This window comes from Natrarchaeobaculum sulfurireducens (assembly GCF_003430825.1).
GTDB classification, from domain to species: Archaea; Halobacteriota; Halobacteria; order Halobacteriales; family Natrialbaceae; genus Natrarchaeobaculum; species Natrarchaeobaculum sulfurireducens.
This window is the reverse complement of the sequence record NZ_CP024047.1, coordinates 76,540-99,670: the sequence shown is the minus strand read 5'-3', so window position 1 is coordinate 99,670 and position 23,131 is coordinate 76,540. Positions and strand designations below refer to the sequence as shown.

The window sequence follows — 23,131 nt, the reverse complement described above, 5'->3', positions numbered from 1 at the left end:
CAAAAGCGCTTCGAAGGACTCGAGCGACGAGCGAGGACGGCGAGCATACTGTCGTCAGAGCCGCTCGAGGTCCCGAAGTTGTTCGATTCGCTTTTCTGTCGGTGGGTGCGTGCTAAACAGTTGGCCGACGATGCCGGACTTGATCGGGATGATGAAGAAGGCGTTCATCTCCGCTTCCTCGCGCATGTCGTTTTTCGGAACCTTATCCATCCGACCGGAGATCTTCATCAGTGCGGACGCAAGCGCGGCGGGGTTACCGGTGATCGCGGCCGCGCCACGGTCGGCTGCGTACTCGCGGTACCGGGAGAGGGCTCGGATGAGGATGTAGCTGATGATCCAGACGACCAACGAAACGAGGATAGCGACGACGACGCCACCACCCTGTCGGTTCCGGCCACCGCCGAAGAGCGCCCCCCAGCGGACGATCATGAACGCGATCGTCGAGAGGAACGAGGCGATCGTCATCACCATCATGTCCCGATTCTTGACGTGGGCGAGTTCGTGGGCGATGACGCCGTCGAGTTCCTCCCGGTTGAGCGTGTTCATGAGGCCGGTGGTCACCGCGACGGCGGCGTTCTTTTGATTGCGCCCGGTCGCGAAAGCGTTGGGGACGTTCGAGTCGATTACTGCGACTTTCGGTTTCGGGAGGTCGGCCTGCTGAGAGAGGCGTTCGACCGAGCCGTGGAGCTGTGGGTATTCGTCGGCTGTGACCGCTTTTGCACCCATCGTCCGGAGCGTGAGCGTGTCGCTGAAGTAATACTGCACGAGCGACATCCCGCCGAACAACAGTCCAAATATGAGGATGCTTCCTGCCCCCTCCGTGAAGTACAGCGTTAGTACGCCAGCGAAGACGATGTACAGTGCGAACAACAGGAACATCGTCAAGAACATCCGAAACCGCAGCCCCCAGTCAGCCTGCCAGTCCATACAATCCGTAGGGGGTCAAGCCGAATAAGTGTCACCAACGCGACTTCCGAGGAAAGTACGGGGGACTGACATATGGTGCTGTCGATCGTCGAACCCCTTCGTTTCGCATGGAGACCCCGGGACGCGACACCGTCTGACACGTCGGAGGGACCCATTGTCTGCCGTCCGTCTGACATCCACCCGAACCGGCGGTCGGGTCGACCGTGTGAGTTCGAAGATCAGGTTCCCCCACCACAGACGGCCGGAAACAGCCATCTCGAGGGGCGGGTTTGAGGGCGAGGCCGGACGGCTCGAGAACGCCAACCCCCCTGTTTCGCCTGGAAAGCGGCTCGGAGCTAGGTGGTTTGCTGTCGGGACCCGCTGACCGGGTGTAGTGGTGCCCACCGGAGAAAGGAGGGCGTGAGAAAGCGCAGGCAGCACGTGGTCGCGCGCGACGATGCGAGCGAGAGCGGGCCGTTTAACTCGATCAGTCGACAACGAGACGCAATGACTGATTCGCGTGCGTTCTGTCCCCGGTGTGGGGAGCCAGTGCCCGATCGGTCGGCCGAGGACGCCGATGGGCAAGCGGTCGATCCGCTCCGTCCGGGCGCAGAGGTCGAGCTCTGTGATGCGTGTTACTTCGAGGGGTTCGACTTCGTGGACGCGCCGGATCGGATCGACGTTCGGGTGTGTGCACAGTGTGGAGCCGTCTACCGGGGGAACCGGTGGGTCGACGTCGGTGCCGACGACTACACCGACGTCGCGGTCGAGGAGGTCAGCAAGGCGCTGTCCGTCCACGTCGACGTCGACGACGTCGCCTGGCAGGTCGAACCCGAACAGATCGACCCGAACACGATCCGGATGCACTGTTATTTCACCGGTGTGGTTCGGGGGACACCCGTCGAAGAACAGCTGATGATCCCCGTCAAGATCGCCCGCCAGACCTGCACCCGGTGTGGACGGATCGCGGGCGACTACTACGCCAGCATCGTCCAGATTCGCGCCGAGGATCGGACGCCAACGAGCGAGGAAATCGATCGCGCGAAAACGATCGCAAACCGAGTCGTCGCCGACATGGAGGCCACCGGCGACCGAAACGCCTTCATCACCGAAATGGGCGAGGTCGACGATGGGCTGAACATGCGTGTCTCGACCAACAAGATCGGCAAGAAAATCTCGAGCAAGATGGTCGAGGAGTTCGGCGGCACGGTCAACGACGCCGAGACGCTCGTCACGGAAGACGAAGACGGCAACGAGGTCTACCGTGTCACCTTCGCCGTCCGCCTGCCGCCCTACCGTCCTGGCGACGTTATCGACCTCACCGACGACGACGACGGACCCGTACTCGTCCGCAGCGCCCATGGCAACCTCAAGGGGACGCGCGTGACGACTGGCGAGCGCTACGAAGCCAGCTACGAGGACGGCGCTTCGCCCGACGCGCGGAAGCTCGGCCGACTCGAGGATGGCGTCGAGACGACGGTCGTCACCGTCGAGGACGAAAACGCCGTCCAGATACTCGACCCCGAGACCTACGAGGCAAAGACCGTCTCCCGACCGGCGTACTTCGATCCCGACGCCCAGACGGTGCCCGTACTGAAAAGCCGCGCCGGGCTGCACGTCCTCCCCGACCCCGATCCGAAAACAGAAGACGACGCGGAGACCGAGTACTACGACCCGTACACGGACCACGGCGAGAGCGATGCCTGAGAACGCAGACGACGACCTCGAGTCGACGCTACCCGACCCGGACGGCGACGTGCCGTTGGCCGTCGTCGTCGAGAAAGCACACACGGAGACGGCTATCGAATCGCTTCGGAATGAGGGCGTCTACGACGACTCGAGACGCGTCCGGGCCGTGAGCGAAGCGACGCCACTGGAGACGCAAACGGCACAGAACCAGGGGGACGTCACCGACCGGATCGCACTGCCCGTCACCGAACCGCCCGCCGAGACGCCGGTCCGCGAGGTGATCCGCCAGGTCGATCCCGACTACCGGAGTCGGGACCTCGAGGACCTGCTCGTCGACCGTGGCTGGAGCGACGCCGATCTCGAGTCCGCGCCGGGATCGTGGGCTGTGATCGGCTCCGTGATCCTCGTTCGTCTGCCGGCAGACTGCCCGGACGAGACCGAGGTCGCCGAGGCGTTACTCGACCTCCACGGCGAAGCCGACAGCGTGCTGGCCGACGAGGGGATCGAAAACGACGGCACGTCGGGAACCTATCGCGAGCCCCGAACGCGGTTGCTCGCGGGCGATCCGGACACAGAGACGATCCACACGGAACACGGCACACGGTACGGGCTCGATCCCGCCGCCGTCATGTTCTCGCCGGGCAATCAGGCCGAGCGCGCGCGAATGGGCGCGGTCGTCAACGAGGGTGAGCGGGTCTTCGACATGTTCGCCGGTATCGGCTATTTTACCTTGCCGATGGCTCGCGCCGGGGCGTCCGTGACCGCGACCGAACTGAACCCCACCGCCTTCCGGTATCTCCTCGAGAACGCGGTGTTGAACGACGTGAGCGACCGGGTCGACGCCTACATGACCGACTGTCGCGCCCTCACGGGCGACCTCGAGGTCGACCGGATCGTGATGGGCTACTACGGCTCGAGTAACTCGGCGGGCGGCGACGCCGGATCGGTCGAAAGCGACGATGAAGAGGCCGCCGCGGCCGACCACGGCACCCGCACGAACGAAGCCAACGAGTTCCTCCCCGACGCACTCGAGGCACTGTCTCCCGGCGGCATCGTCCACTACCACGAGGCGACGCCCGAGTCCTGCGGCTGGGACCGTCCGCTCGAGCGACTCGAGGCCGCCACAGCGGCGGTCGACCGGGAGCTGACGGTGCTCGAGAAACGACGCGTGAAGAGCCACAGTGCGGGCGTTTCCCACGTCGTCGTCGACGCTCGATTCGACTGACGGGCGGCGGTCGCTGGACATCGGGCGACGAGCCGGGCTTGCTGGTAGCCGAGTGGCAAGCGGCCGCTGGTGTGACAGCTCCGGCAGTGGGTCAGTGGTGTGACGACTCCTACCGGTCGGTAGCGGTCGTGACATTCATGCTCCCGGAGACTGAGAGTCTACGTATGAACATGAGCAAGATCATGGCCGTCCTCTTTTCCGTCCTCATGGTGACGTCCATGATCGCCTGGGGCGCACTCGCTGCGTTCTAACTGATCGGCTGGACGACTGTCGGGGCCACTCGATCGACAGAAACCTCGATCGATCAGCCGTCCGTATCCCAGACGTCTGCTAGCGGACTCGAGCCCGACGAGCGGCGGCGATTCGATCGTGACCAGCCACGGTCGCGGTCGGTGTCACCATCTCGTCGTCCACTCGAGGCGGTGCTCGTGCGTCCGTTCGCGCGTCCGGTCGTCGAGACGCCACCCGATCGGCCACCGGACGAGGAGTCACCGAGGGCGGCCTGCGGGTCGAACGCGGGTAACTCCGGCTGGCTCATGCGCTCGACCTGGTCGGTGAACCAGTCGGGCGTATCAGTTCGTGCACGCTCGAAAAGATCGAGCAGACTCGAATCGGCGAGGTACGTCGAGCCGTAGTCGTCGGGCGCGCGGACGACGCGGCCGCAGGCCTGGATGACGGTCCGCAACGCGGCGCGGTAGTACCACGCCCACTGGCCCTCTTCCAGACGGTGGGCCACCCTCGAGTCACCCGTATTGAGGAATGGTGCCTTACAGAGCACTTGCCAGCGACAGCGGTCGCCTTTGAGGTCGAGTGCTTCTTCCATCTTGACGGAGACGAAGACGTCGGGATCGTCGGTCGCTTTCCAGGCCTCCAGGTCGGCGTCCCGGCCGTCGCGGTCGTGGACCCGGATGCGGTCGCCGACGCCGAAATCGGAGAGGAGGTCGGCGAGCCGTCCCTGGATGTCGTAGGAGTGTGCGTGGATCAGTCCCTTCTCGTCGGGGTGTTTTTGCATGAGCCGGACGATCGTGCGAGCGATCTTCGGCGTGGTCTCGTCGCGGTGCTCGAAGGTCATCTTTCCCTGGGTGACGTCGTACAGCGGCCGGTGTTCGACGGGAAACGTGTGACCGACGTCGACGAGCGCGACGTGGTCGGGGTTCAACCCGACGTGACGGCAGAACGCGTCCTTGTTGAGGATCGTCGCGGACAGTAAGACGAATTTGTTGCCCCGATCCCAGACGGTGTGTGCGAGGTACTTTTCGGGGTTCATCGGCTTGATCGTCAGCGGCCCGCCCGCCTGATCGTCGGCGTCGCCGGAGCCGTCGTCGTTCCCTCGAGCCCCCGCGTCGCGGGGTTCGCTCTGGTCGACCAGCCACGTCGTTGGACTCTGAGGGTCACGAAAGTCCTTGACGAACCACTCGAGTTCGCCGATGAGTTCTTGCAGGCGGTCGCGTTCGCGTACCTCGCCGGGGGTGAGCGACTCCTGGGCGAGCAACTCGTCTTTGCGGCGCTCGCAGGTGCCCGCGAGGTTCTCGGCGTAGCGAACCGCGCGCTCGATCGAGTCGATCGCGGGGACGCGCAGGTCGTCCCAGAACGGCACAGTGCGAGGGCCGAGTTGGATCGTCGCATACATTTCGGCCCACTCCGCGAGGCCGTGGGCTTCGTCGACGACGACGACGTCGCGCTTGCGAAACACCTCGCTGCCGGCGGTCTGCATGAAGTACGCGAGCGTCATCGCCGCAATCGACCGGTTCGAGGCAATCGCCCGGTCTGAGAAGTACGGACATCGGTGTTTGACCGAACAGTCGTACCCCCGCTCGCGAACGCAGGGGGCCTGGTTGACCGGCGTGTTCCGTTCCTGTGGGAGAATACAGCTGTAGTTCGACTTGCCGCGGATGACGTTCAAATCCTCGAGGAGGTCGTCCTCGGCGACGTCGTCGAGCTGTGAGACCTGCGGCGTCGTGTAGTAGGCCCCGGTCGCGTCGCTGGGGTCCGCCTCGTCGATCCGACGGGCACAGCCGGCGACGGCTCGGGCGAGCAGCGATTTGCCGCTGCCCGTCGGCGCACGGACGAGAACGACGTCGTTGCCGGCCGCGAACGCGTCGCGGATGTCCTGGAGGGCCTGCTCTTGATTCCCGCGGTAGCTCGGCGCGGGAAACGCCTCGAAGATCCGGTCGGGATTCACCGTTCGATGCACGGAGCGGCCCGGCCCTAAAGGCTGCGGAGCGTCGCGCCCAGTGAACTCGAGTCCGCCGGAGCTGGTGGAAGGCAGCGCTTACCGCACGAGTGGCCGCCGGCTCGCGGGCGTAAGGGTGTGCTACAGTGGGGTAGCCGACCGATTACAAATACGAACTCGGCCATCGAACCGAGTACGGAAGGGTCGCTCAGCGGTAGAGCACCGCGGTGCCATCTGGCCCGCGGCGGCCTCACAGCCTCGTGGCGTTCAAATCCCACCCCTTCCGCTTCGGGCATCGCGGTTCCCCGCCGCGTCGTGCCCACGCGGCCGTGATCACACGGCTGCACCAGTGTCCACGTTCGCATCGCGTGCCAGTCCGCCTCCCCATACCCCTACCCGTTTTCGCCGTCGCCAATTCGGACGTGACGACTCGAGTCCCGCTCACCGGCCGGAAAGCGTCGACGTCTCCGCGTCGACTTGCTCGAGTCGGTCGACGTCCACGGCGGTCGGCTCGTCGGGCAATGCCTCGAGACACGGATAACAGAGCAGGTGTTCCGAGCCGTCGCCGAGTTCGAGCAGCATCGCCGTCCCCGTACTGCCGTCGTCCTCGCCGAACGTCCAGAGGTTCTCCATCCCGCCAGCAACCCTGATACGCCGCCCACAGCCGTCACAGGTGTCTCTGACCATGCGTAAGCGAGGGGGCCGGGCGCGGAAAGTCGTTCCCCCCGGATCGATTATGCGCTATGAAGACGTAGCACACGATATGGAGGTGAACTGTGCGGGCTGTGCGGGCTGTTGTATCGACTGGCGAGGGCTCCTCCAGCCCGAGGCGAACGGCGGCTCAGACAGCCCGCGAACGGACGGGACAGCCGCACCCGACGGCGACGACGCGCTAACGACGACTCGCCAGCGCGGATCGCTCGGAACGGACGACGGCTCGAGGCGGGCGTCGATCGACGACGTGGCGAACTTCGTCCCGCTCACGCGCGAGGAGGTGCGAGCGTTTCTCGAGGCCGGATACGCCGCCGCGCTGACGCCACGGTTCTGGCGTGTACGGGACGAACACGAGGCAGTCACGGTCGACGGCTACGACCTCGCGGCCGTCGCCGATCGTCCGGCGTTCTTCGTCGGCCTGCGAAAACCCCCGAAACCCGTCACCCCGTTCGAGCTCGAGGAGCCCGTCTGGCTCCCGGCCTGTGTCTTCCTCGATCCGACGACGCTACAGTGTCGAATCCACGACGACGACCTGTTCCCGGCCGAGTGTGGCGCTTACCCTGCCCACAACCTCGCGCTCGAGGCCGAGACCGAGTGCGAACGGGTCGAAGCGGCGTTCGGCGGCGAGCGGTTGCTCGAGGCTGACGTAGAGGACGAGCCGGTGGATCTGTTGCTCGGCAGCCAGGCCATCGGCGAGAAGCTCTTCTGTCATCCCGAGCCCGACAGGCTCGAGGGCGTGATCGATCGGCTGGCCCGCGGTGAGGCGACCCGCGAGGACCGGGCGACCTGTCTGGCGGTCGCGGCCGCCTCGAGTCCCGGCACGCTCGCGATCTCCGAACACCACCGCGAGCAGGCCAGAGAGCGGGCGCTCGAGGCAGCGAGTAAAACGAACGACGACGCCTGGGTCGGTCCCACCATCCGCGAGTGGCATCGCCGGCGCGTGCAAACCGACGGGACGCCATCGCCGACCGTCGCGAGCGCTGTCGAGGAGGCTCGCGGCGCACCGGAGACGCCGGGGTGGGACGACCTCGAGTGATCGCTGTGCGGATCGTGTTCGCAACGACTGTTAAGACACCAGCAGCCCAACGGACGGCATGAACGTACTCGTTACGGGTGCAACTGGGTTCGTCGGCGGCCGACTCGTCGTCGCCCTCCTCGAGAAGACGGATCACGATGTGACCGTCCTCGTCAGGGACGAAACCGCCTACGAATCGGCGGAGTCGGTAACCGTCGTCGAAGGCGACGTCCTCGAGCCGAACGGCCTCGAGACGGCACTCGAGGACGTCGACGCCGCCTTCTACCTGATCCACGCGATGGGCGCACACGGCGATTTCGCCGACCGAGACAGACGGGCAGCCCGCAACTTCGAACGGGCGGCGAGTGCTGCAGGGGTCGAGCGAGTGATCTATCTTAGCGGGCTCGGCAGCGACGCGGAAGTGCTCTCGGCTCACCTCGAATCCCGTCACGAGGTCGAATCGGTCCTCGCAGCGGGAAGCACCGAGGTAACCGTCCTTCGGGCCGCGATCATCGTCGGCGACGGCAGCGCGAGTTTCCGGTTGTTGACACAGCTCGCGACGCGGCTTCCGGTGATGGTAACGCCCCGGTGGATTCATACGCGGTGTCAACCGATCGGCATCGACGACGTCGTCGCGTACTGCTTGGCCGTCCTCGAGCGCCCTGAGACGGCCGGTGAGACGTACGAGATCGGCGGCCCCGACGTCCTCACCTACCGGGAGCTGCTGGCGACGACGGCCGAAATCGCCACCGGCCGCCGACCGCTCGTCCTCCCCGTTCCGATCTTGAGCCCCCGACTGTCCGCCTACTGGGTCGGCCTCGTCACCGACGTCCCGACGGCAGTCGCCTACCCGCTGATCGACGGCCTCCGAAACCCCGTCGTCGTCGAGGACGACCGACTCGAGCGACTGGTCGGCCTCGAGCCGGTGTCGTTCGACGTCGCGGTTCGCCGGGCGCTCGGCCACGACACGGACGACACGACGCGGACGACACGACCGGAGCAGGCTGTCGAATGACGTCGTCTCCGCGGCCGGAATACGGGGAGACGTGGGTGTACGAAAGCCTGCTCGGGACGGTGCCCGGGTTACGGGTCTCGGGCCGAACGGCGATCCTGGTTCAGTTTCTCGGATTCGAAGCCGCGATCGTACTCGTCGCCGCCGTTTACGACCTCTGGGCCGCAGTAGTGCCGGGAACGGTCGCCGTCGTAGTCGCAACGGTCGGAAGCTGGCTCATGTTGGAGTTTAGCCGCCAGGTGCGCGAGCTTCCGACACCGACGGCGTACCGGCGGCTGCTGTTCGGCTCGAGTATCGACGTCGTTCTCGGTGTGTTCGCGTTCGTCGCACTCGTTACGTATCTGTTCGTGCTCGATCCACAGGCGAACGAGGGCGGGCTCGTGACCGAGCTGTTCGGCACCGCCCCACCTGCGGTCGCCGTCGCGCTCGCGTTGCTCGTACTGTGGGACGTCGTCTACCGGATCGGAACGTGCTGGTGGGCGAGCGTCGTCGGCCTCTGGCGGGCGCTCGTCTACGAGTTCGACCCGGTGACGGCACGGCGCTACCGCCGGGTTGACGCGCTGAACGTTGCCTTCGCTGGCGTCCAGTTACTGTTGGTTCCGTTCGTACTCGATCGACCGCTCTTGCTCGCAACACTCGGCGGTCACGTCGTCGCCGTCGTGGTGGTCGCGTCACTGTCGATTGGACTCGGGCGAAACGGCGAGACGAACAGGCGGGCACCGATGGACCGGCGTTAGTTCGACTTGATTTGCTCGAACTGGTCGAGAAGTGCTTCTGCAGAGTCGCCGGAGTCGTACTCGACCTCGCCGTGGTAGATCGTCCGCTCGTCGTCGAAGTCCGCGTCCACTCTCGAGGCCTGTTGCTCGCGGCGCTCGTGCTCGTTCTCGTCATAGGCACCCATTGACATGGTAAGTGCACACATCTATGACGCAGAGACACATGAATGTAACGGTCGTTCATCGACGGGGAGTCGGAGACGAAAGCGAGGTGACGAACGCTGGACGTGGACAACGAACAGTATTTCCGGCATCGACCCATAGCTACCGGCGTGGCACGGCCGCTTCGCTTTCGATACTCGCCCGACCACTGGAGCGAGCAACGAGTCAGACAACAGATCCTCCAGCCGCTTCGGTCGAACATCGGGGCTCGCGCAGTCACACCGCAATACGAGATCGGTGCGAACTGGGAGACCCACCGCTTCGAGATGCAAAACGGCGACGTTGCACTGTTCGCCCGCAACGGCGAGGAGGCCTACTGGATGGGCAATACGGAGACCCCCTCGTCGTTGTGGCGAACCGATAAGTTCGGCTGGCGCGAGGTCCCCTATCGCGTCACTCGCTGGACCCAGCGGGAACTGCTCGCAACGCTGTACGAGGAGGATCCGTGGCTCGCCGACTATCCCCACATTTCGTGGTTCTTCCTGCCCGTCTTCATGTCCAAAGACGGCCGAGAGGCGACCCGTGCGTTCTTTCGCGAACACGCCGCCGGTTTCCCCGACGCCGGCCGGCGCGAGACGACTCGTTACTTCGAGGAGTTCCTCGAGACCGGGGCGCTCGATGAGTACCGACACGTTATGTCGGGCAAGCTCGGGACGAGCAGCCACGTCGACCGCGTCCGGATGAGCGCCGCGATGGGCGAGTTCATCGCCGCGAGGGTGCTTACCGAAGCCGGATACCGGGTCGAACCCGAAATCGAGGTGACGACCGGACACTCACTCGACTTCCGTGCAGTCGACGACAGGACGAACGTCCTCGTCGAGGTGACTCGCCCCCAGCCACCGAAGAACCGTGCGGCCGCCGGCCCCGTCGCCGCCGTCCGCGACACCGCCGAGACGAAAACCGACGGCCAGCTCGCCAAACACGGCGGCGGTGCCGTCCTCTTCGTCGACTGTTCGTCGTTCCGGGACGACGCCTGGAACGCCGTCCGCGGCGAACAACCCGAGGTCCACCACCGACCCGCCGTCGTCTATCGCGCCCGCCCGAACGGCCACGTCGAGGCCTACCGGAAAGGATCGGTCCCGCTCGAACTCGAGGACGCGATCACGTTCGCCGACTGAGCGCAGTCGAGGCCGACCGACGGACCTCCCGGCACGCTCATCCGACGTTAGGGGATTGATATATGTGTCCTGTTATCGTAGTGTATGGCGGCTATGCGCGCAGCAATTCTCGAGGAACACGGAGAACCACTCTCGATCGAAGACATCGACGCACCCGAACCCGACCCGAAGGGTGCGGTCGTCGAGGTCGAAGCCTGCGGGGTCTGCCGGAGCGACTGGCACGGCTGGCAGGGTGACTGGGGCTGGCTCGGGCTCGAGACCCAGCCGGGACAGATCCTCGGCCACGAGCCCGCGGGAACCGTTGTCGCCGTCGGCGAGGACGTAACGACCGTCTCGGAGGGCGATCACGTGGCCGTCCCGTTCAACCTCGGTGACGGGACGTGTCCACAGTGTCGGCGAGGATTTTCGAACACCTGTGAGAACGTAATGCCGCTCGGATTCGTCGAGCCGGTTCAGGGCGCGTTCGCCGAGGAGCTTCACGTGCCGTTCGCCGACCACAACCTGGTCTCCCTGCCCGATGGCGTCTCGTCGGTCGACATGGCCGGGCTCGGCTGCCGGTTTATGACGTCGTTTCACGCACTCGCTCACCGGGCCGACGTCGAGGCGGGCGACTGGGTATCGGTCCACGGCGTCGGCGGCGTCGGCCTTTCGGCGGTCCACATCGCCGACGCCCTCGGCGCGAACGTGATCGCAGTCGATCTGGACGACGGAAAGCTCGAGAAAGCACGCGAACTCGGCGCCGTCGAGACGGTGAATGCGGGCGACGCCGAGAACGTCGCCGCCGAGGTGAAAGCGATCGCCGACGGCGGTGCCGACGTCTCGATGGACGCCCTCGGGATCGCCGCGACCTGCCAGAACTCGGTGAAGAGTCTGGGAACGCACGGCCAGCACCTCCAGGTCGGACTCACCACCCAGGACGAACAGGGGACGATCGAACTGCCGACCGACGCGATGGTCATGCAAGAGATCGAGTTCATCGGCTCGCTCGGCATGCCGCCGACCCGCTACGACGAAATCTTCCGGCTGGTCGCGACCGGCAAACTCCGACCCGCGGACGTCGTCTCCGAGACGATCGGTCTCGAGGACGTCAACGACAAACTCGAGGCGATGACTGACTACGAGACCGAAGGAATTCCCGTCATCGACGAGTTCTGAGAGGATGGGACGGGCCAGCTACTGACAGCGAGTCGACCACGCCTGAACGAACGGCAGGCTCGCAGACGAACTCGGCCGTCGAAAACGCCCTACTAAGGGTTAAAACGACACAGCGTCGGGAGCGTACGGGCTTCCGACGGGAGTCGGGTCGCGGTCGCTGTAGCCGACGCGACCGACGGCTTTGTCGCTCACTGCGGAGTAGACGGCAAAGCGCGCGTCTTCAGGGTTTTCGAAGGTTTCCGTCTCGAGGCGGGCGAGTACATCACCGACCGTCTCGGAGCCGTTTGGGAGTTCGAGGGTGCGGTCGCCGTGTGCCTCGATCATTTCCTCGGTGGTTGCGGGGTACTCGTGGTCGTCGATGACCTCGCCGGTGCCATTGAGCAGCATTACAATACGTTTCTGGGTGAACAATGATTATAAACATTGTCCATAAACGATCTCTAGGACAACCCCATACCTTATATGTCGCTCGTTGACACGCAACGAAGAGTTGCTGCAAACTCAGTGACGGCCCGCAAACGGGGCACGGACACTGAGAAACGCCTATAGGCCGCCGACCGCTCGAGTGAGCTATGCCCTACGCCGATCTGCACGTTCACACGACGCGCTCGGACGGAAGCCTCGAACTCGAGGCGATCCCCGCCGCCGCTCGGCGCGCCAACGTGAACGTCGTCGCCGTGACGGACCACGACCGACTGCAACCGTTCGACGAGCCTGCCATCGAGCGAGACGGCGTGACGGTCGTCCACGGGATCGAACTGCGCGTCGAGACCGACGCTGGCCAACGCGTCGATCTACTCGGGTACGGAATCGAGCCAACATCCGATCTCGAGGCGCTGGTCGAGGGAATCCAGACGAATAGAATCGAACGCGGCCGAGCGATCGTCGAGAAGGTCGAAGACGAACTGGGCGTCGACCTCCGAGTTACCGTTACCGACGGCTTTGGTCGACCACACGTTGCCCGAGCCATCGAGGCCCATCCCGACACCGACTACGGGTACGGGGAGGCGTTCGATCGACTGATCGGTAACGACGGTCCGTGTTTCGTCCCGCGAGACGTGCCGTCGTTCGACCACGGACGGCGAGTCCTCGCCGACGCCGGTCGACTCGTCTCGCTCGCACACCCGCTACGGTACCGCGATCCCGAACAGGCACTCGGGCTGGGAGCCCACCTCGACGCTATCGAGCGATGGTACCCCTACGCACGGGACGTCGACGTGACGCCCGTCGAGCGGGCGATCGAACGATACGAACTGGTCGCCACCGGTGGGAGCGATGCCCACGACGACGTACTCGGACGTGCCGGGCTCTCACGGGCGGCGTTCGACCGACTCGAGCTCGGTCTCGACTGACGGAACATCGCCGGGAGCGGAGGGTTCAATGCGACGTGGCCCCTACGCCCGCACATGAACTGCCACTACTGCGACAGCGAGGCCGCCTTTGCCGCCGAATCTGAAGGCCTCAAAGTCGGGCTTTGCGAGGAGCACTTCCGGGAACGGCTCCAGGAACTCGCCGAAGCCGACGGGCTGGAGACGTTGAAGGAGAAAGTCGACGTCGACCGCGCCGAATAACGGTTCTATTCTCGAGGACTCGAGAGGTTATGCGGTTCGTCCGGCATCGACGTCGATGGCGTCGACCGGACAGACGTCGACACAGAGCATACAGTCGATACACTGGGCTTCGTTTGTCGGTTCAGCCTTTCGCTCGCTTTCGGGATGGCCGGGCGTGTCGACCCACTCGAAGACATCGACAGGGCAGTCCTCGAGACAGGCACCGTCAGCGAGACAGAGGTCGAAGTCGACCGCGACGTGCGTACCTCGGATGCCGAGCTCTTCGGGTTCGTCGACGGGACCCCAGACGGCGACGCCGTTTTCTTCGCCTACCTTCTCTCGGTTCTCGTTGAACTGCGGATCTATGGCCATTGCTAACAGTCCCAAACGGCTGACGGCGACTTAAAAGTACGGACTCGTCTCCGGGCTCGAACGGCAGTGGCTAATTGGCCCCTACCGCGGTGAACGGGAGTCGGGCTTTTGGGTGCCGAGCCCGTAGCATTCCCATGACCCCTTCAGGTGCGGACGCGGCCGGTATCGAATCGGGCTCGAGCCAGCGGCCAGCGCCGCGGCTGGTCTACGACGACGACTGTGGCTTCTGTACCTGGTGTGCAGCGTTCGCCGCCGAGCGCGGCGAGTTCGAACTCGTCGGCTTCGAGGAACTCACGCCGGATCAGCTAGCGCGTCTCCCCGACGACTACGAGGAGTGTGCACACCTGCTGACGGACGACCGAGTCTACTCCTGCGGTGCGGCGATCGAAGAGGCAATGAGCCGAGTCGAAACGCCGTCTCGCTACCTTGCAGCGGTCTTCCAGCAGGTGCCCGGAAACGAGACGGTTCGGGAGTCGCTGTACCGGGAGGTCGCCGACCGGCGAGCCCTGTTCGGCAAACTCGCCAGCCGCGAGCCGCCGGCGCGACGGGACTCCTGACCGGCCTCCCGCTCGCACGGACACGACACAATCAAGAGCGGTTGAAGAGGCTCCAAGGACTACAGCAGTCCCGGCGAACGGACACGACAGACGCAGCCCTCGAGCGCACCGCTTTTGGCCGTCCCCTCGGTAGGGCGAGTATGGACCTCACCCACCGACCCCGTCGACTCCGACAGGATCGGGTTCGCGACCTCGTCAGCGAGACGAGTCTCGAGCCCACCGATTTCATCGCCCCGGTGTTCGTCGACGCGACGACGGACGAGCGAGTGCCGATCGAGTCGATGCCCGGCCACGAGCGGGTGCCGATCGACGAGAGCGTTGCCCGCGTCGAGGAGGTGCTCGAGACCGGCGTCGAGGCCGTCATGCTCTTCGGAATCCCCGAATCGAAAGACCCCGAAGGTACCCGTGCGTGGGTCGACGACGGCGTCGTCCAGGAGGCGACCCGTCGGATCACCGCTGAAACGGACGCCTACGTCGTCACCGACGTCTGTCTCTGTGAGTACACCGACCACGGCCATTGCGGCCCGCTCGAGAAGGAACTTCGTGGTGAGGTCGACCACGAACACGGCCCCGGCTGTGACCACGATCCGACGCTGACCGTCGACAACGACGCGACGCTCGAGGCACTCGAGCGCATCGCCGTCTCCCATGCCGACGCCGGCGCGGACATGGTCGCTCCCAGCGGGATGATGGACGGGATGGTCGCCGCGATTCGCGGGGCACTGGACGACGAGGGCTACGACCACGTCCCGATCATGAGCTACGCCGCCAAGTACGAGAGTGCTTTCTACGGGCCGTTTCGCGACGCCGCCGACGGCGCGCCGAGCTTCGGGAACCGACGTCACTACCAGATGGACCCGGCGAACGCCCGCGAGGCGCTACGCGAGGTCCGCCTCGACGTCGAAGAGGGTGCGGACGTGCTGATGGTCAAACCCGCGCTGCCCTACCTCGACATCGTCTCTGCCCTGCGTAGAGAGTTCGACCACCCCGTCGCCGCCTACAACGTCTCCGGCGAGTACGCCATGCTTCACGCCGCCGCCGAGAAGGGGTGGCTCGACATCGAGGCCGTCGCGCTCGAGTCGCTGCTGTCGATCAAGCGGGCGGGTGCAGATCTGATCCTGACGTACTTCGCCGAGGACGTCGCCGAAGAACTCACGTAGGCGACCCACGACGACCGTCGGCGGTCGTCGACGAGTACAGTTGTGGCCCCGATTCTGACGAACGTCCAGTTGGGCAGTTCGCTGAATGTCGCGTGGCAACATCTGCCGCGCCCGAGGTCCGCTGGTCGGAGCCACGGGCTCGAGCCGCCAGATAGCGTTCGTCGATGCCGAACGTCCGGATTGTGAGAGCGATTCTGGGTGGACGAACGACCAGAACATAGTCGTCGTCGAGATTGATCGCGACGTTCATCGACCTTATATAGATTAAACCTCACTTAGATTTTGAGGAACGCCAGCGTAGGACCCTAATTGTAGACAAACCACAACGCTAATCATTATATTGGGTTACTTCGTGTCACTCAATCGTGATTCGGAATACGACTATAGCAGAAGGGGCATCGACCGTGGACGAACGTTTATTCGCAGCCGACCAGTCACTGCGAGAGCAAAACGAAGCGACCAGCCAGGAGGTGTGCCAATGATCGATCCTGTAGTCTTCGAGGTGAGTGCCTCCGATCTCGAGTCGCTCGCGACGGGGATGAACCTGATGTGGGCGCTCACCGTGACGTTCCTGATCTTTTTCATGCACGCCGGGTTCGCAATGCTCGAGGCGGGACAGGTCCGCTCGAAGAACGTCGCAAACCAGTTGACCAAGAACATGCTGACCTGGGCGGTCGGGATCGGCGTCTTCTTCGTGATCGGGATGGGACTCTCGAATAACGTTGGTTCAGCGCTTGGCGGCGGTGAGTCCTCGCCATTGACGATGTTCGGTGAGGGGTCGTTCGACTGGGCGATGTGGCTGTTCAGCGCGGTGTTCGCGATGACTGCCGCCACGATCGTCTCGGGGGCCGTCGCTGGTCGCGCGAAACTGCGTGCGTACGTTGCTTACACGTTCTTGCTCGCGGCGGTCATCTACCCGGTCGTCGCGGCGATGGTCTGGTACGCCCCCGGCGGGACGCCGATCCTCGCGGCCTTTGGCTTCGCGGACTTCGCGGGCGGGATGGTCGTCCACGGCGTTGGCGGCGTTGCTGGCCTCACCGCGGCCTGGATCCTCGGCGCACGGATGGACAAGTACAACGACGACGGGACGTCGAACGTCATCCCCGGTCACTCGATGACCTTCGCCGTCCTGGGAACGTTGATCCTCTGTTTCGGCTGGTTCGGCTTCAACGTCGGCACGGCTGCGACCGTGATCGACCCTGGAACCTTCGAACTCGCCGACTTCGACTACGTCGGTAGCGTCGCGATGGTCACGGCACTGGGGATGGGGCTGGGCGCGATCGGCGCTTCGGTCGTCTCGCTCAAAATCAACGGCAAGGTCGACACGTTGTATGTCGCCAACGGGATGCTGGCAGGCCTCGTCGGCGTCACTGGCCCGACTGACCTCATCACCCCCATGGGTGCGATCGCGATCGGCTTCCTCGCCGGCGCACAGCTCCCGATCGTCTTCCGATTCGTCGAACAGCGCCTGAAGATCGACGACGTCTGTGCGGTGTTCCCCGTCCACGGCTCTGCGGGCATGCTCGGGCTGATCATCTACCCGCTCTGGTCGATCGAGGGCACCGCGGTCGGCGGCGGCCTCGTCGCCGGCGGCATCCTCTCGATCGAAGCGGGCGCATTCGTTCCCCAGATCGTCGGCGTCGCCGTCATCACGATCTGGACCGTCGCCGCGACCGCGGCCATCTGGGGCGCGTTCAGACTCGTCGGCGAGGCTCGAGTCACCTCCGAACACGAACGCGACGGGCTGGACCTCGCCGAACACGGCGTCGACACCTACCCCGAGTTCGGCAAGCCTGAGATCGCCACCGACGGCGGCGAACTGCGCACCGACGGCGGCTCGAGCACCTCCGAGTCGGGCATCGAACTCGTCACTGCAATCGTCCGCCCCGACCGCCTGGGCGCGATCAAGCAGTCGCTGGCTGAAGTCGGCGCGCCGTCGCTGACCGTCACGAACGTCTCCGGCCGGGGCTCCCAGCCTGCGAAGAAAGGGCAGTGGCGCGGCGAGGAGTACACGGTCGACCTCCACCAGAAGGTCAAGATCGAGTGCGTCGTGGCCGACGTTCCGACCGAGGACGTCGTCGACGCCATCCGCGAGGCCGCGAACACTGGCGAACCCGGCGACGGGAAGATCTTCGTCCTCCCGGTCGCCGACGCCTGTCAGGTTCGCACCGGCGAGACTGGCACGGAGGCGGTCTAACCGGACGGACCCTCCCGACAGGCGACTGGAACCGTCTCCCGGCAGCCACCTACGGTCAGCCGGATCGACCCACTCGAGCGCCACACAGTTTTGCGGTCTGAGGAAAGGTCGGAAGCGCTCGAGTGAACCTCGGTACTACTTTGCCGTCGGCTTCCGTACGGCCGGTTATGAACGACGACAACTCACGCGAGCTGTACGATCGGGCACTGTCGGTCATGCCCGGTGGCGTCAACTCCGCGGTTCGCGCGGCGATCGAACCGTACCCATTCTTCGTCCAGAAAGGCGACGGCGGCCACGTCATCGACGCCGACGGCAACCGACTCGTCGACTGGGTGATGGGGCTCGGTCCGCTCCTCTTGGGCCACGACCTGCCCGACCAGGTACGCGCGGCGATCCAGCAAAACGCCAGCGAAGGGCCGATGTACGGGACGCCGACAGAGGTCGAGGTCGACCTCGCCGAGTTCGTCGTCCGCCACGTCCCAAGCGTCGAGAAGATCCGCTTTGTCAACTCGGGCACCGAGGCGACGACCTCCGCCGTCCGCCTCGCCCGCGGCTACACCGGCCGGAACAAGATCGTCGTCATGCAGGGTGGGTACCACGGGGCCCAGGAGTCGACGCTGGTCGAAGGTGACGCCGAGAATCCACAGCCGTCTTCGGCGGGCGTCCCCCACTCGTTCGCCGAGCACACCCTTCCCGTCCCGTTCAACGACGAAGACGCGATGCGAGCGGTCTTCGAAGAACATGGCGAGGACATCGCGGCCGTGATGACCGAACCGATTCTCGGCAACTACGGCATCGTCTCCCCCGAGGACGGCTATCTCGAGTTCCTCCGGGAGCTCACCGACGAACACGGCTCGCTGTTCATCCTCGACGAGGTCATCACCGGCTTTCGCGTCGGCGGCCTCGGCTGTGCCCAGAGTGAGTTCGGCGTGACGCCCGACATTACCACCTTCGGAAAGATCATCGGGGGCGGCTTCCCCGTCGGCGCAATCGGCGGCAAAGCCCACATCATCGAGCAGTTCGCCCCCTCGGGGCCGGTCTTTCAGGCCGGCACCTTCTCGGGCCATCCCGTGACGATGGCCGCCGGCCTCGAGACGCTACAGTTCGCCGCCGAAAACGGCGTCTACGATCACGTCAACGGACTGGGTGAGCGGCTTCGGACGGGCCTCTCGGAGATCGTCGCCGACCAAGCGCCCGAGTACACCGTCGTCGGCACCGACAGCATGTTCAAAGTGATCTTCACGAGAGCAGGCCCCGGGAAGAACAGCCTGGACGAAGCCTGCACCGACGGCTGTCGACAGAACCCGACCTGTCCGCGTTACGACCACTGTCCGAAAAACGCCGCCGACGTCAAAAACGCCGAGACCGAACGCTGGCGGCGGGTCTTCTGGGGCCAGATGAAAGCGCAGGGGATCTTCCTCAGCCAAAACCAGTTCGAGTGTCAGTTCGTCAGCTACGCCCACACCGACGAGGACGTCGAACGGACCCTCGAGGCGTACAAAGAAGCCCTCTGATCACGAAGCCCGTCTCGTCGTGATCAGGTCGAAACGGTCATTCGTCGCGGTTCGGTCCGTCGTCGACGGTCCGGACGGACGAACGCGCGCTCATCGACGGCGCCAAACGCCATGATGGGACGCATGACTGGCGCTCGCGAGGTCGACTGGGCACGCGTCCTCGAGCGCCTGCTCTATGCCGTTCCGCCGGTGATCGGCGTCGGGGTCGTCGGCATCCTCCAGGACGCCGAGCCGGGCGTCCCCGGGCTCCAGTCGGGGCTCGTCCTGTTCGGAACGTTTGGCTACACGGTGCTCACACTGGGTGTGGCGGTCGCACTCGGACTCGACGCACGGCGCGTTCGCCGCCAGCCTCGAGCTAGCGGCAGCTGGAAACCGAGCCCGTGGCTCAACGCCGTCTTCGGGCTCCTCTGGGCGCCGGCGGCCGGCGTGGTCTATCTCGCTCGTCGACATCGGCGCTTCGGGACGCCGCCGGGCTGGTCGCGCTGGTGGCTCGTCGTGGCGCTCTCGCTTTCGACCTCACTCTTCGGGCTCATCGCGGCCGTCGTCGCGCTCGTCCTCGCGATTCCGTCGCTGTTTACCGCAGCGGTCGGACTCGCAGGAGCGATCGCATTTGGCACGTTCCCGATCGCAATTCATCAGGACGCCGCCTACGTGAGCACCTACGGCGACTCGTGGCGGCCGAACCCCGGGCTCTACCTCGGGCTTGCGTTCGTGAGTCTGTTCGTCCCGCCGCTACAGCCAGTCCTCGCCGGCTACTATCTCTTCCGGCGACGGGCCGTCGAGACGTGACGACCGCTCGAGTGTACGTGACCCTGCCCAGCGGGACGGCCGGACGACGAAGAGTCGTCCGCCGCATAAGCGTGCGCTTTTCATACTCCAAGCGTGGAGTACCGCCCATGAGAACACGCGGGACGTTGCGACTGGCGACACGGGGGTCCACACTCGCCCGGCGACAGGCGACGCTGGTGAAAGAGGCTCTGGAGGATCGCCGATACGAGGTCGAGCTCCTGACAGTAGAGACGACCGGTGACCAGATCCAGGACGAACTCATCCACCGGCTGGGGAAAACCGGGGCGTTCGTCCGCGAACTCGACGAACGGGTCCTCGATGGCGACCTCGACGGCGCGATCCACTCGATGAAGGACATGCCGACCGAACAGCCCCAGCAGCTGGTGACGGCCGCCGTCCCCGAACGCGGCTCCCCTGGCGACGTGCTGGTGACACCTGACGGCTCGAGCCTCGAGGAGTTGCCCGACGGCGCGACCGTCGGCACCTCGAGTCTCCGGCGGCGCGCACAACTGCTGTCGGAGCGACCGGATCTCGAGGTCGAACCGCTTCGCGGGAACGTCGATACACGTCTCGAGAAGCTGCTCGCACCCACGCTTCAGACCGAACACGCAGAGCGGAGCGAGGCCGACAGCGAACGGAAAGGCCAGACCGGAAACGAGGAGTTCGAATCGGAGTACGACCGGACCGTCGACGAGTGGTTCGACGAGCGTTCAGAACTCGAGAAACAGGCACTGGGTCGCGAGGTCGACACCGAGTACGACGCGATCGTGCTGGCCGAAGCCGGACTCGAGCGAAGCGGGCTCGCTCACTACGTCGACTACTGGCAACTCCCGACGAACACGTTCGTCCCGGCGCCGGGCCAGGGCGCGCTGGCGGTGACGGCGACCGACGGGGAGACGGCCCGGGAGATCCAGTCGGCGATCGATCACCCGCGGAGTCGCGTCGAAACGACGGTCGAACGGACGATCCTCGCCGAACTCGGCGGTGGCTGTATCGCGCCAGTCGGCATCTACGCCATCGTCCAGGGCGAGTACGTCCACGCGACGGTGAGCGTCTTCGACCGCGACGGCGAGGAATCCGTCGTCGCGAACCGCGACCTCCCGATCGAAACCCACGCCGAGGCCGCTCGAGCGTTCGCCGCGGACCTCGCAGACCGTGGCGCGGCCGAACTGATCGATCGCGCACGCAAAAACGCCGCGGACGACGAAACCACAGCCGACGACGAAACTGTTTCCGAGGGAGATAAGCCAGCCGGGAAATAGAGTCGGGTACGGGAATGTCAGAAGATGCCACGCCCGAGCCCGGAACGGTCTACCTCGTCGGCAGCGGCCCCGGCGATCCGGAGTTGCTGACGCTCAAGGCCAAACGGTTGCTCGAGGAAGCGGATTTCGTCTTACACGACAAGTTGCCCGGTCCGAAGATCATCGAGTTGTTGCCGGACGACCGTCGCCAGGACGTCGGTAAACGCGCCCACGGCAACCGGACGCCGCAGTGGGAGATCAACGAGCGACTGGTCGAACTCTCCCGCGAGGGGAAACGTGTCGTCCGACTCAAAGGCGGCGACTCGTTCGTCTTCGGCCGCGGCGGTGAAGAAGCAGCGTACCTCGCCGAACACGGCGTCCCATTCGAGGTCGTTCCCGCCGTTACCTCGGCGGTCGCCGCGCCCGGCGTCGCTGGCATTCCAGTCACCCATCGCGATCACGCCTCGTCCGTCTCGTTCGTCACCGGTCACGAGGACCCGACCAAACCCGAATCGACCGTCAACTGGGAGGCGCTGGCCGAAACCGGCGGCACGATCGTCGTCCTGATGGGCGTCACCCGACTCCCCCAGTACGCCGAGGCGCTCATCGACGGCGGCCTGAGCCCCGAGACGCCCGTCGCGCTCGTCGAACGGGCGACCTGGCCCGGCCAGCAGATCGCCACGGGTACCCTCGAGACGATCGTCGACGTCCGTGACGAGGTCGGTATCGAGCCCCCCGCGATAACCGTGATCGGCGGCGTCGCCGGAACGCGCGAATCGGTCGTCGACTTTCTCCGCAACGACTACAGTCAGTCAGGCGAAGGCGTATCCAATGACTGACCGGCCCACCGTCGCCGTCTTTCGACCCGACGACGAGCGCATCGAGGCTGCCGTCGCCACCCTCGAGTCGCTCGAGGCGACCCCCGTCGCCGACCCGATGCTCGAGATCGAGCCGACCGGGGAAACGCCACGACGCGACGCCGACTACGCGATCCTCACGAGTACGACCGGCGTCGAACTCGCCGCGGAGGCGGCCTGGGACCACGGCAACGGGCTCGTCTGTGCGATCGGGCCAAAAACGGCCGACGCCCTCCGCGAAGCGGGTTACGACGTCGACGTCGTCCCCGAGGAGTACACCTCGAGCGGGATGGTCGAGGCCCTGGACGGAGAGGTCGACGGCGCACGCGTCGAGATCGCCCGCAGCGACCACGGCAGCCCCGTGTTGCCCGACGGTCTCGAGGCCGCCGGCGCGTACGTCCACGAGACGACCCTCTACCGGCTCGCCAGACCCGACGGCAGCGGCCACGCGGCCGAGCGTGCCGCCGACGGCGACCTCGACGCCGCCTGTTTCACCTCACCGCTGACCGTCGAACACTTCCTCGAGGCCGCCGACGCCCGCGGCATCCGCGAGGAGACCCTCACCGGACTCGAGGACGTCGTCGTCGGCGTCATCGGCGGACCCACCCGACGCCGGGCCGAACACTGTGGCGTTCCCGTCGACGTCGTCCCCGACGAAGCCACGTTCGACGCCCTCGCACGCGAGACACTCGAGGCCGTCCGCTCGTAGCCACCCCATTTCTCTACGTCCTCTGGGCACCCGTCTACCCACCCTCTACAACCGCCCGACTAATCACCGCCTACGACCGCCTGACCAACCACCGCCGGGTGGGACTGAAAGGGGCTGGCGGCGTCGACGACGCCCGGAACCCCAAGCACCGAAGCGAGCGGAGCGAGCGAGGCGCGCAGGGCGTTTCGCGCGAGTCGAGGTCGCCAGGGGCTTTCGAGGTCGTGTCGGTCCGAGAGACGA

Annotated in this window: 23 protein-coding genes and 1 tRNA gene; 18 read left to right on the top strand and 6 right to left on the bottom strand. The window is 65.4% G+C overall.

The features are described 5' to 3' along the window. Nucleotides 1–54: 54 nt before the first annotated feature. Complete coding sequence (gene htpX, locus AArc1_RS01625) at nucleotides 55–927, bottom strand: zinc metalloprotease HtpX (RefSeq protein ID WP_117362622.1); 873 nt, start codon at nucleotides 925–927, stop codon at nucleotides 55–57. Nucleotides 928–1,413: 486 nt separating this feature from the next. On the opposite strand from htpX, the gene AArc1_RS01620 reads away from it, so the two are divergent. Next, nucleotides 1,414–2,613, top strand: a complete 1,200-nt coding sequence (locus AArc1_RS01620) for a 60S ribosomal export protein NMD3 (RefSeq protein WP_117365723.1) — start codon at nucleotides 1,414–1,416, stop codon at nucleotides 2,611–2,613. Next, nucleotides 2,606–3,820: a class I SAM-dependent methyltransferase gene (locus AArc1_RS01615; protein WP_117362621.1), complete on the top strand. Its 1,215-nt coding sequence runs from the start codon at nucleotides 2,606–2,608 to the stop codon at nucleotides 3,818–3,820. The genes AArc1_RS01620 and AArc1_RS01615 overlap by 8 nt, the downstream gene beginning before the upstream one ends. Before the next feature lie 304 nt (nucleotides 3,821–4,124). On the opposite strand, the gene AArc1_RS01610 is transcribed toward AArc1_RS01615, so the two are convergent. After that, entirely contained in the window at nucleotides 4,125–6,002 is a 1,878-nt protein-coding gene (locus AArc1_RS01610) for a helicase C-terminal domain-containing protein (RefSeq protein ID WP_117362620.1), read from the bottom strand. Between the two features lie 188 nt (nucleotides 6,003–6,190). Between AArc1_RS01610 and AArc1_RS01605 the strand changes: the two genes are divergently transcribed. Beyond that, a tRNA-Gly gene (locus tag AArc1_RS01605) sits at nucleotides 6,191–6,279 on the top strand. A 155-nt stretch (nucleotides 6,280–6,434) separates the two neighbouring features. Here AArc1_RS01605 and AArc1_RS01600 read toward each other — a convergent pair. Next, the gene (locus AArc1_RS01600; protein ID WP_117362619.1) at nucleotides 6,435–6,680 is read right to left on the bottom strand and encodes a DUF7561 family protein; all 246 of its coding nucleotides are present in this window, start codon (nucleotides 6,678–6,680) and stop codon (nucleotides 6,435–6,437) included. Nucleotides 6,681–6,756: 76 nt separating this feature from the next. Here AArc1_RS01600 and AArc1_RS01595 point away from each other — a divergent pair, with 76 nt between their 5' ends. From AArc1_RS01595 to AArc1_RS01585, 3 genes are read left to right on the top strand one after another with little or no spacing between them, the layout of a single operon-like run. Continuing rightward, a complete protein-coding gene (locus AArc1_RS01595) occupies nucleotides 6,757–7,743 on the top strand; it encodes a YkgJ family cysteine cluster protein (RefSeq protein WP_117365722.1) in 987 nt (328 codons plus the stop codon). A gap of 58 nt (nucleotides 7,744–7,801) precedes the next feature. Next, nucleotides 7,802–8,737 carry an NAD(P)H-binding protein gene (locus AArc1_RS01590; protein ID WP_117362618.1) on the top strand — a complete coding sequence of 312 codons (936 nt, stop codon included), beginning with the start codon at nucleotides 7,802–7,804 and terminating at the stop codon, nucleotides 8,735–8,737. Then, complete coding sequence (locus tag AArc1_RS01585; RefSeq protein ID WP_117362617.1) at nucleotides 8,734–9,471, top strand: DUF7530 family protein; 738 nt, start codon at nucleotides 8,734–8,736, stop codon at nucleotides 9,469–9,471. Before AArc1_RS01590 ends, AArc1_RS01585 begins: the two co-directional genes overlap by 4 nt. Here the strand turns inward: AArc1_RS01585 and AArc1_RS18875 are convergent. Next, entirely contained in the window at nucleotides 9,468–9,641 is a 174-nt protein-coding gene (locus AArc1_RS18875; protein ID WP_186336778.1) for a DUF5786 family protein, read from the bottom strand. The two genes, AArc1_RS01585 and AArc1_RS18875, sit on opposite strands and share 4 nt — an antisense overlap. Nucleotides 9,642–9,782: 141 nt before the next feature. On the opposite strand from AArc1_RS18875, the gene AArc1_RS01575 reads away from it, so the two are divergent. Together AArc1_RS01575 and AArc1_RS01570 are read left to right on the top strand one after the other, a co-directional pair. Continuing rightward, the gene (locus AArc1_RS01575; protein WP_117362615.1) at nucleotides 9,783–10,790 is read left to right on the top strand and encodes a DUF5784 family protein; all 1,008 of its coding nucleotides are present in this window, start codon (nucleotides 9,783–9,785) and stop codon (nucleotides 10,788–10,790) included. Nucleotides 10,791–10,883: 93 nt separating this feature from the next. Beyond that, a complete protein-coding gene (locus AArc1_RS01570; RefSeq protein ID WP_117362614.1) occupies nucleotides 10,884–11,945 on the top strand; it encodes a zinc-dependent alcohol dehydrogenase family protein in 1,062 nt (353 codons plus the stop codon). A 99-nt stretch (nucleotides 11,946–12,044) separates the two neighbouring features. Here AArc1_RS01570 and AArc1_RS01565 read toward each other — a convergent pair whose 3' ends face one another. Then, entirely contained in the window at nucleotides 12,045–12,332 is a 288-nt protein-coding gene (locus AArc1_RS01565; RefSeq protein ID WP_117362613.1) for a DUF5789 family protein, read from the bottom strand. A 185-nt stretch (nucleotides 12,333–12,517) separates the two neighbouring features. Between AArc1_RS01565 and AArc1_RS01560 the strand changes: the two genes are divergently transcribed. Further along, complete coding sequence (locus AArc1_RS01560) at nucleotides 12,518–13,297, top strand: PHP domain-containing protein (RefSeq protein ID WP_117362612.1); 780 nt, start codon at nucleotides 12,518–12,520, stop codon at nucleotides 13,295–13,297. 54 nt (nucleotides 13,298–13,351) lie between these two features. Then, nucleotides 13,352–13,516 carry a DUF6757 family protein gene (locus tag AArc1_RS18870; RefSeq protein WP_186336634.1) on the top strand — a complete coding sequence of 55 codons (165 nt, stop codon included), beginning with the start codon at nucleotides 13,352–13,354 and terminating at the stop codon, nucleotides 13,514–13,516. Nucleotides 13,517–13,543: 27 nt separating this feature from the next. On the opposite strand, the gene AArc1_RS01555 is transcribed toward AArc1_RS18870, so the two are convergent. Continuing rightward, nucleotides 13,544–13,867, bottom strand: a complete 324-nt coding sequence (locus tag AArc1_RS01555) for a 4Fe-4S dicluster domain-containing protein (protein WP_117362611.1) — start codon at nucleotides 13,865–13,867, stop codon at nucleotides 13,544–13,546. Between the two features lie 134 nt (nucleotides 13,868–14,001). On the opposite strand from AArc1_RS01555, the gene AArc1_RS01550 reads away from it, so the two are divergent. From AArc1_RS01550 to AArc1_RS01510, 8 genes are all read left to right on the top strand, one after another. Beyond that, complete coding sequence (locus tag AArc1_RS01550) at nucleotides 14,002–14,424, top strand: thiol-disulfide oxidoreductase DCC family protein (protein WP_117362610.1); 423 nt, start codon at nucleotides 14,002–14,004, stop codon at nucleotides 14,422–14,424. 140 nt (nucleotides 14,425–14,564) lie between these two features. Then, nucleotides 14,565–15,584, top strand: coding sequence for a porphobilinogen synthase (gene hemB / locus AArc1_RS01545; protein WP_117362609.1), 1,020 nt, complete (start codon nucleotides 14,565–14,567; stop codon nucleotides 15,582–15,584). A 478-nt stretch (nucleotides 15,585–16,062) separates the two neighbouring features. Further along, the gene (locus AArc1_RS01535; protein ID WP_117362607.1) at nucleotides 16,063–17,781 is read left to right on the top strand and encodes an ammonium transporter; all 1,719 of its coding nucleotides are present in this window, start codon (nucleotides 16,063–16,065) and stop codon (nucleotides 17,779–17,781) included. A 167-nt stretch (nucleotides 17,782–17,948) separates the two neighbouring features. Next, nucleotides 17,949–19,295: a glutamate-1-semialdehyde 2,1-aminomutase gene (gene hemL / locus AArc1_RS01530; RefSeq protein WP_117362606.1), complete on the top strand. Its 1,347-nt coding sequence runs from the start codon at nucleotides 17,949–17,951 to the stop codon at nucleotides 19,293–19,295. 114 nt (nucleotides 19,296–19,409) lie between these two features. Next, nucleotides 19,410–20,084, top strand: a complete 675-nt coding sequence (locus AArc1_RS01525; protein WP_394341227.1) for a hypothetical protein — start codon at nucleotides 19,410–19,412, stop codon at nucleotides 20,082–20,084. A gap of 107 nt (nucleotides 20,085–20,191) precedes the next feature. Further along, on the top strand, nucleotides 20,192–21,346 hold the full coding sequence (gene hemC / locus AArc1_RS01520) for a hydroxymethylbilane synthase (RefSeq protein WP_117362605.1): 1,155 nt from the start codon (nucleotides 20,192–20,194) through the stop codon (nucleotides 21,344–21,346). Nucleotides 21,347–21,360: 14 nt separating this feature from the next. Beyond that, entirely contained in the window at nucleotides 21,361–22,164 is an 804-nt protein-coding gene (cobA, locus tag AArc1_RS01515) for a uroporphyrinogen-III C-methyltransferase (RefSeq protein ID WP_117362604.1), read from the top strand. Continuing rightward, complete coding sequence (locus AArc1_RS01510; RefSeq protein ID WP_117362603.1) at nucleotides 22,157–22,891, top strand: uroporphyrinogen-III synthase; 735 nt, start codon at nucleotides 22,157–22,159, stop codon at nucleotides 22,889–22,891. Before cobA ends, AArc1_RS01510 begins: the two co-directional genes overlap by 8 nt. Nucleotides 22,892–23,131: the final 240 nt, after the last annotated feature.

Bases quoted from the DNA above. Each gene is read 5' to 3' on its own strand.
- htpX (WP_117362622.1), bottom strand. From the start codon at position 927: ATGGACTGGCAGGCTGACTGGGGGCTGCGGTTTCGGATGTTCTTGACG.
- AArc1_RS01620 (WP_117365723.1), top strand. From the start codon at position 1,414: ATGACTGATTCGCGTGCGTTCTGTCCCCGGTGTGGGGAGCCAGTGCCC.
- AArc1_RS01615 (WP_117362621.1), top strand. From the start codon at position 2,606: ATGCCTGAGAACGCAGACGACGACCTCGAGTCGACGCTACCCGACCCG.
- AArc1_RS01600 (WP_117362619.1), bottom strand. From the start codon at position 6,680: ATGGTCAGAGACACCTGTGACGGCTGTGGGCGGCGTATCAGGGTTGCT.
- AArc1_RS01595 (WP_117365722.1), top strand. From the start codon at position 6,757: ATGGAGGTGAACTGTGCGGGCTGTGCGGGCTGTTGTATCGACTGGCGA.
- AArc1_RS01590 (WP_117362618.1), top strand. From the start codon at position 7,802: ATGAACGTACTCGTTACGGGTGCAACTGGGTTCGTCGGCGGCCGACTC.
- AArc1_RS01585 (WP_117362617.1), top strand. From the start codon at position 8,734: ATGACGTCGTCTCCGCGGCCGGAATACGGGGAGACGTGGGTGTACGAA.
- AArc1_RS18875 (WP_186336778.1), bottom strand. From the start codon at position 9,641: ATGTCAATGGGTGCCTATGACGAGAACGAGCACGAGCGCCGCGAGCAA.
- AArc1_RS01570 (WP_117362614.1), top strand. From the start codon at position 10,884: ATGCGCGCAGCAATTCTCGAGGAACACGGAGAACCACTCTCGATCGAA.
- AArc1_RS01565 (WP_117362613.1), bottom strand. From the start codon at position 12,332: ATGCTGCTCAATGGCACCGGCGAGGTCATCGACGACCACGAGTACCCC.
- AArc1_RS01560 (WP_117362612.1), top strand. From the start codon at position 12,518: ATGCCCTACGCCGATCTGCACGTTCACACGACGCGCTCGGACGGAAGC.
- AArc1_RS18870 (WP_186336634.1), top strand. From the start codon at position 13,352: ATGAACTGCCACTACTGCGACAGCGAGGCCGCCTTTGCCGCCGAATCT.
- AArc1_RS01555 (WP_117362611.1), bottom strand. From the start codon at position 13,867: ATGGCCATAGATCCGCAGTTCAACGAGAACCGAGAGAAGGTAGGCGAA.
- AArc1_RS01550 (WP_117362610.1), top strand. From the start codon at position 14,002: ATGACCCCTTCAGGTGCGGACGCGGCCGGTATCGAATCGGGCTCGAGC.
- hemB (WP_117362609.1), top strand. From the start codon at position 14,565: ATGGACCTCACCCACCGACCCCGTCGACTCCGACAGGATCGGGTTCGC.
- AArc1_RS01535 (WP_117362607.1), top strand. From the start codon at position 16,063: ATGATCGATCCTGTAGTCTTCGAGGTGAGTGCCTCCGATCTCGAGTCG.
- hemL (WP_117362606.1), top strand. From the start codon at position 17,949: ATGAACGACGACAACTCACGCGAGCTGTACGATCGGGCACTGTCGGTC.
- AArc1_RS01525 (WP_394341227.1), top strand. From the start codon at position 19,410: ATGGGACGCATGACTGGCGCTCGCGAGGTCGACTGGGCACGCGTCCTC.
- hemC (WP_117362605.1), top strand. From the start codon at position 20,192: ATGAGAACACGCGGGACGTTGCGACTGGCGACACGGGGGTCCACACTC.
- cobA (WP_117362604.1), top strand. From the start codon at position 21,361: ATGTCAGAAGATGCCACGCCCGAGCCCGGAACGGTCTACCTCGTCGGC.
- AArc1_RS01510 (WP_117362603.1), top strand. From the start codon at position 22,157: ATGACTGACCGGCCCACCGTCGCCGTCTTTCGACCCGACGACGAGCGC.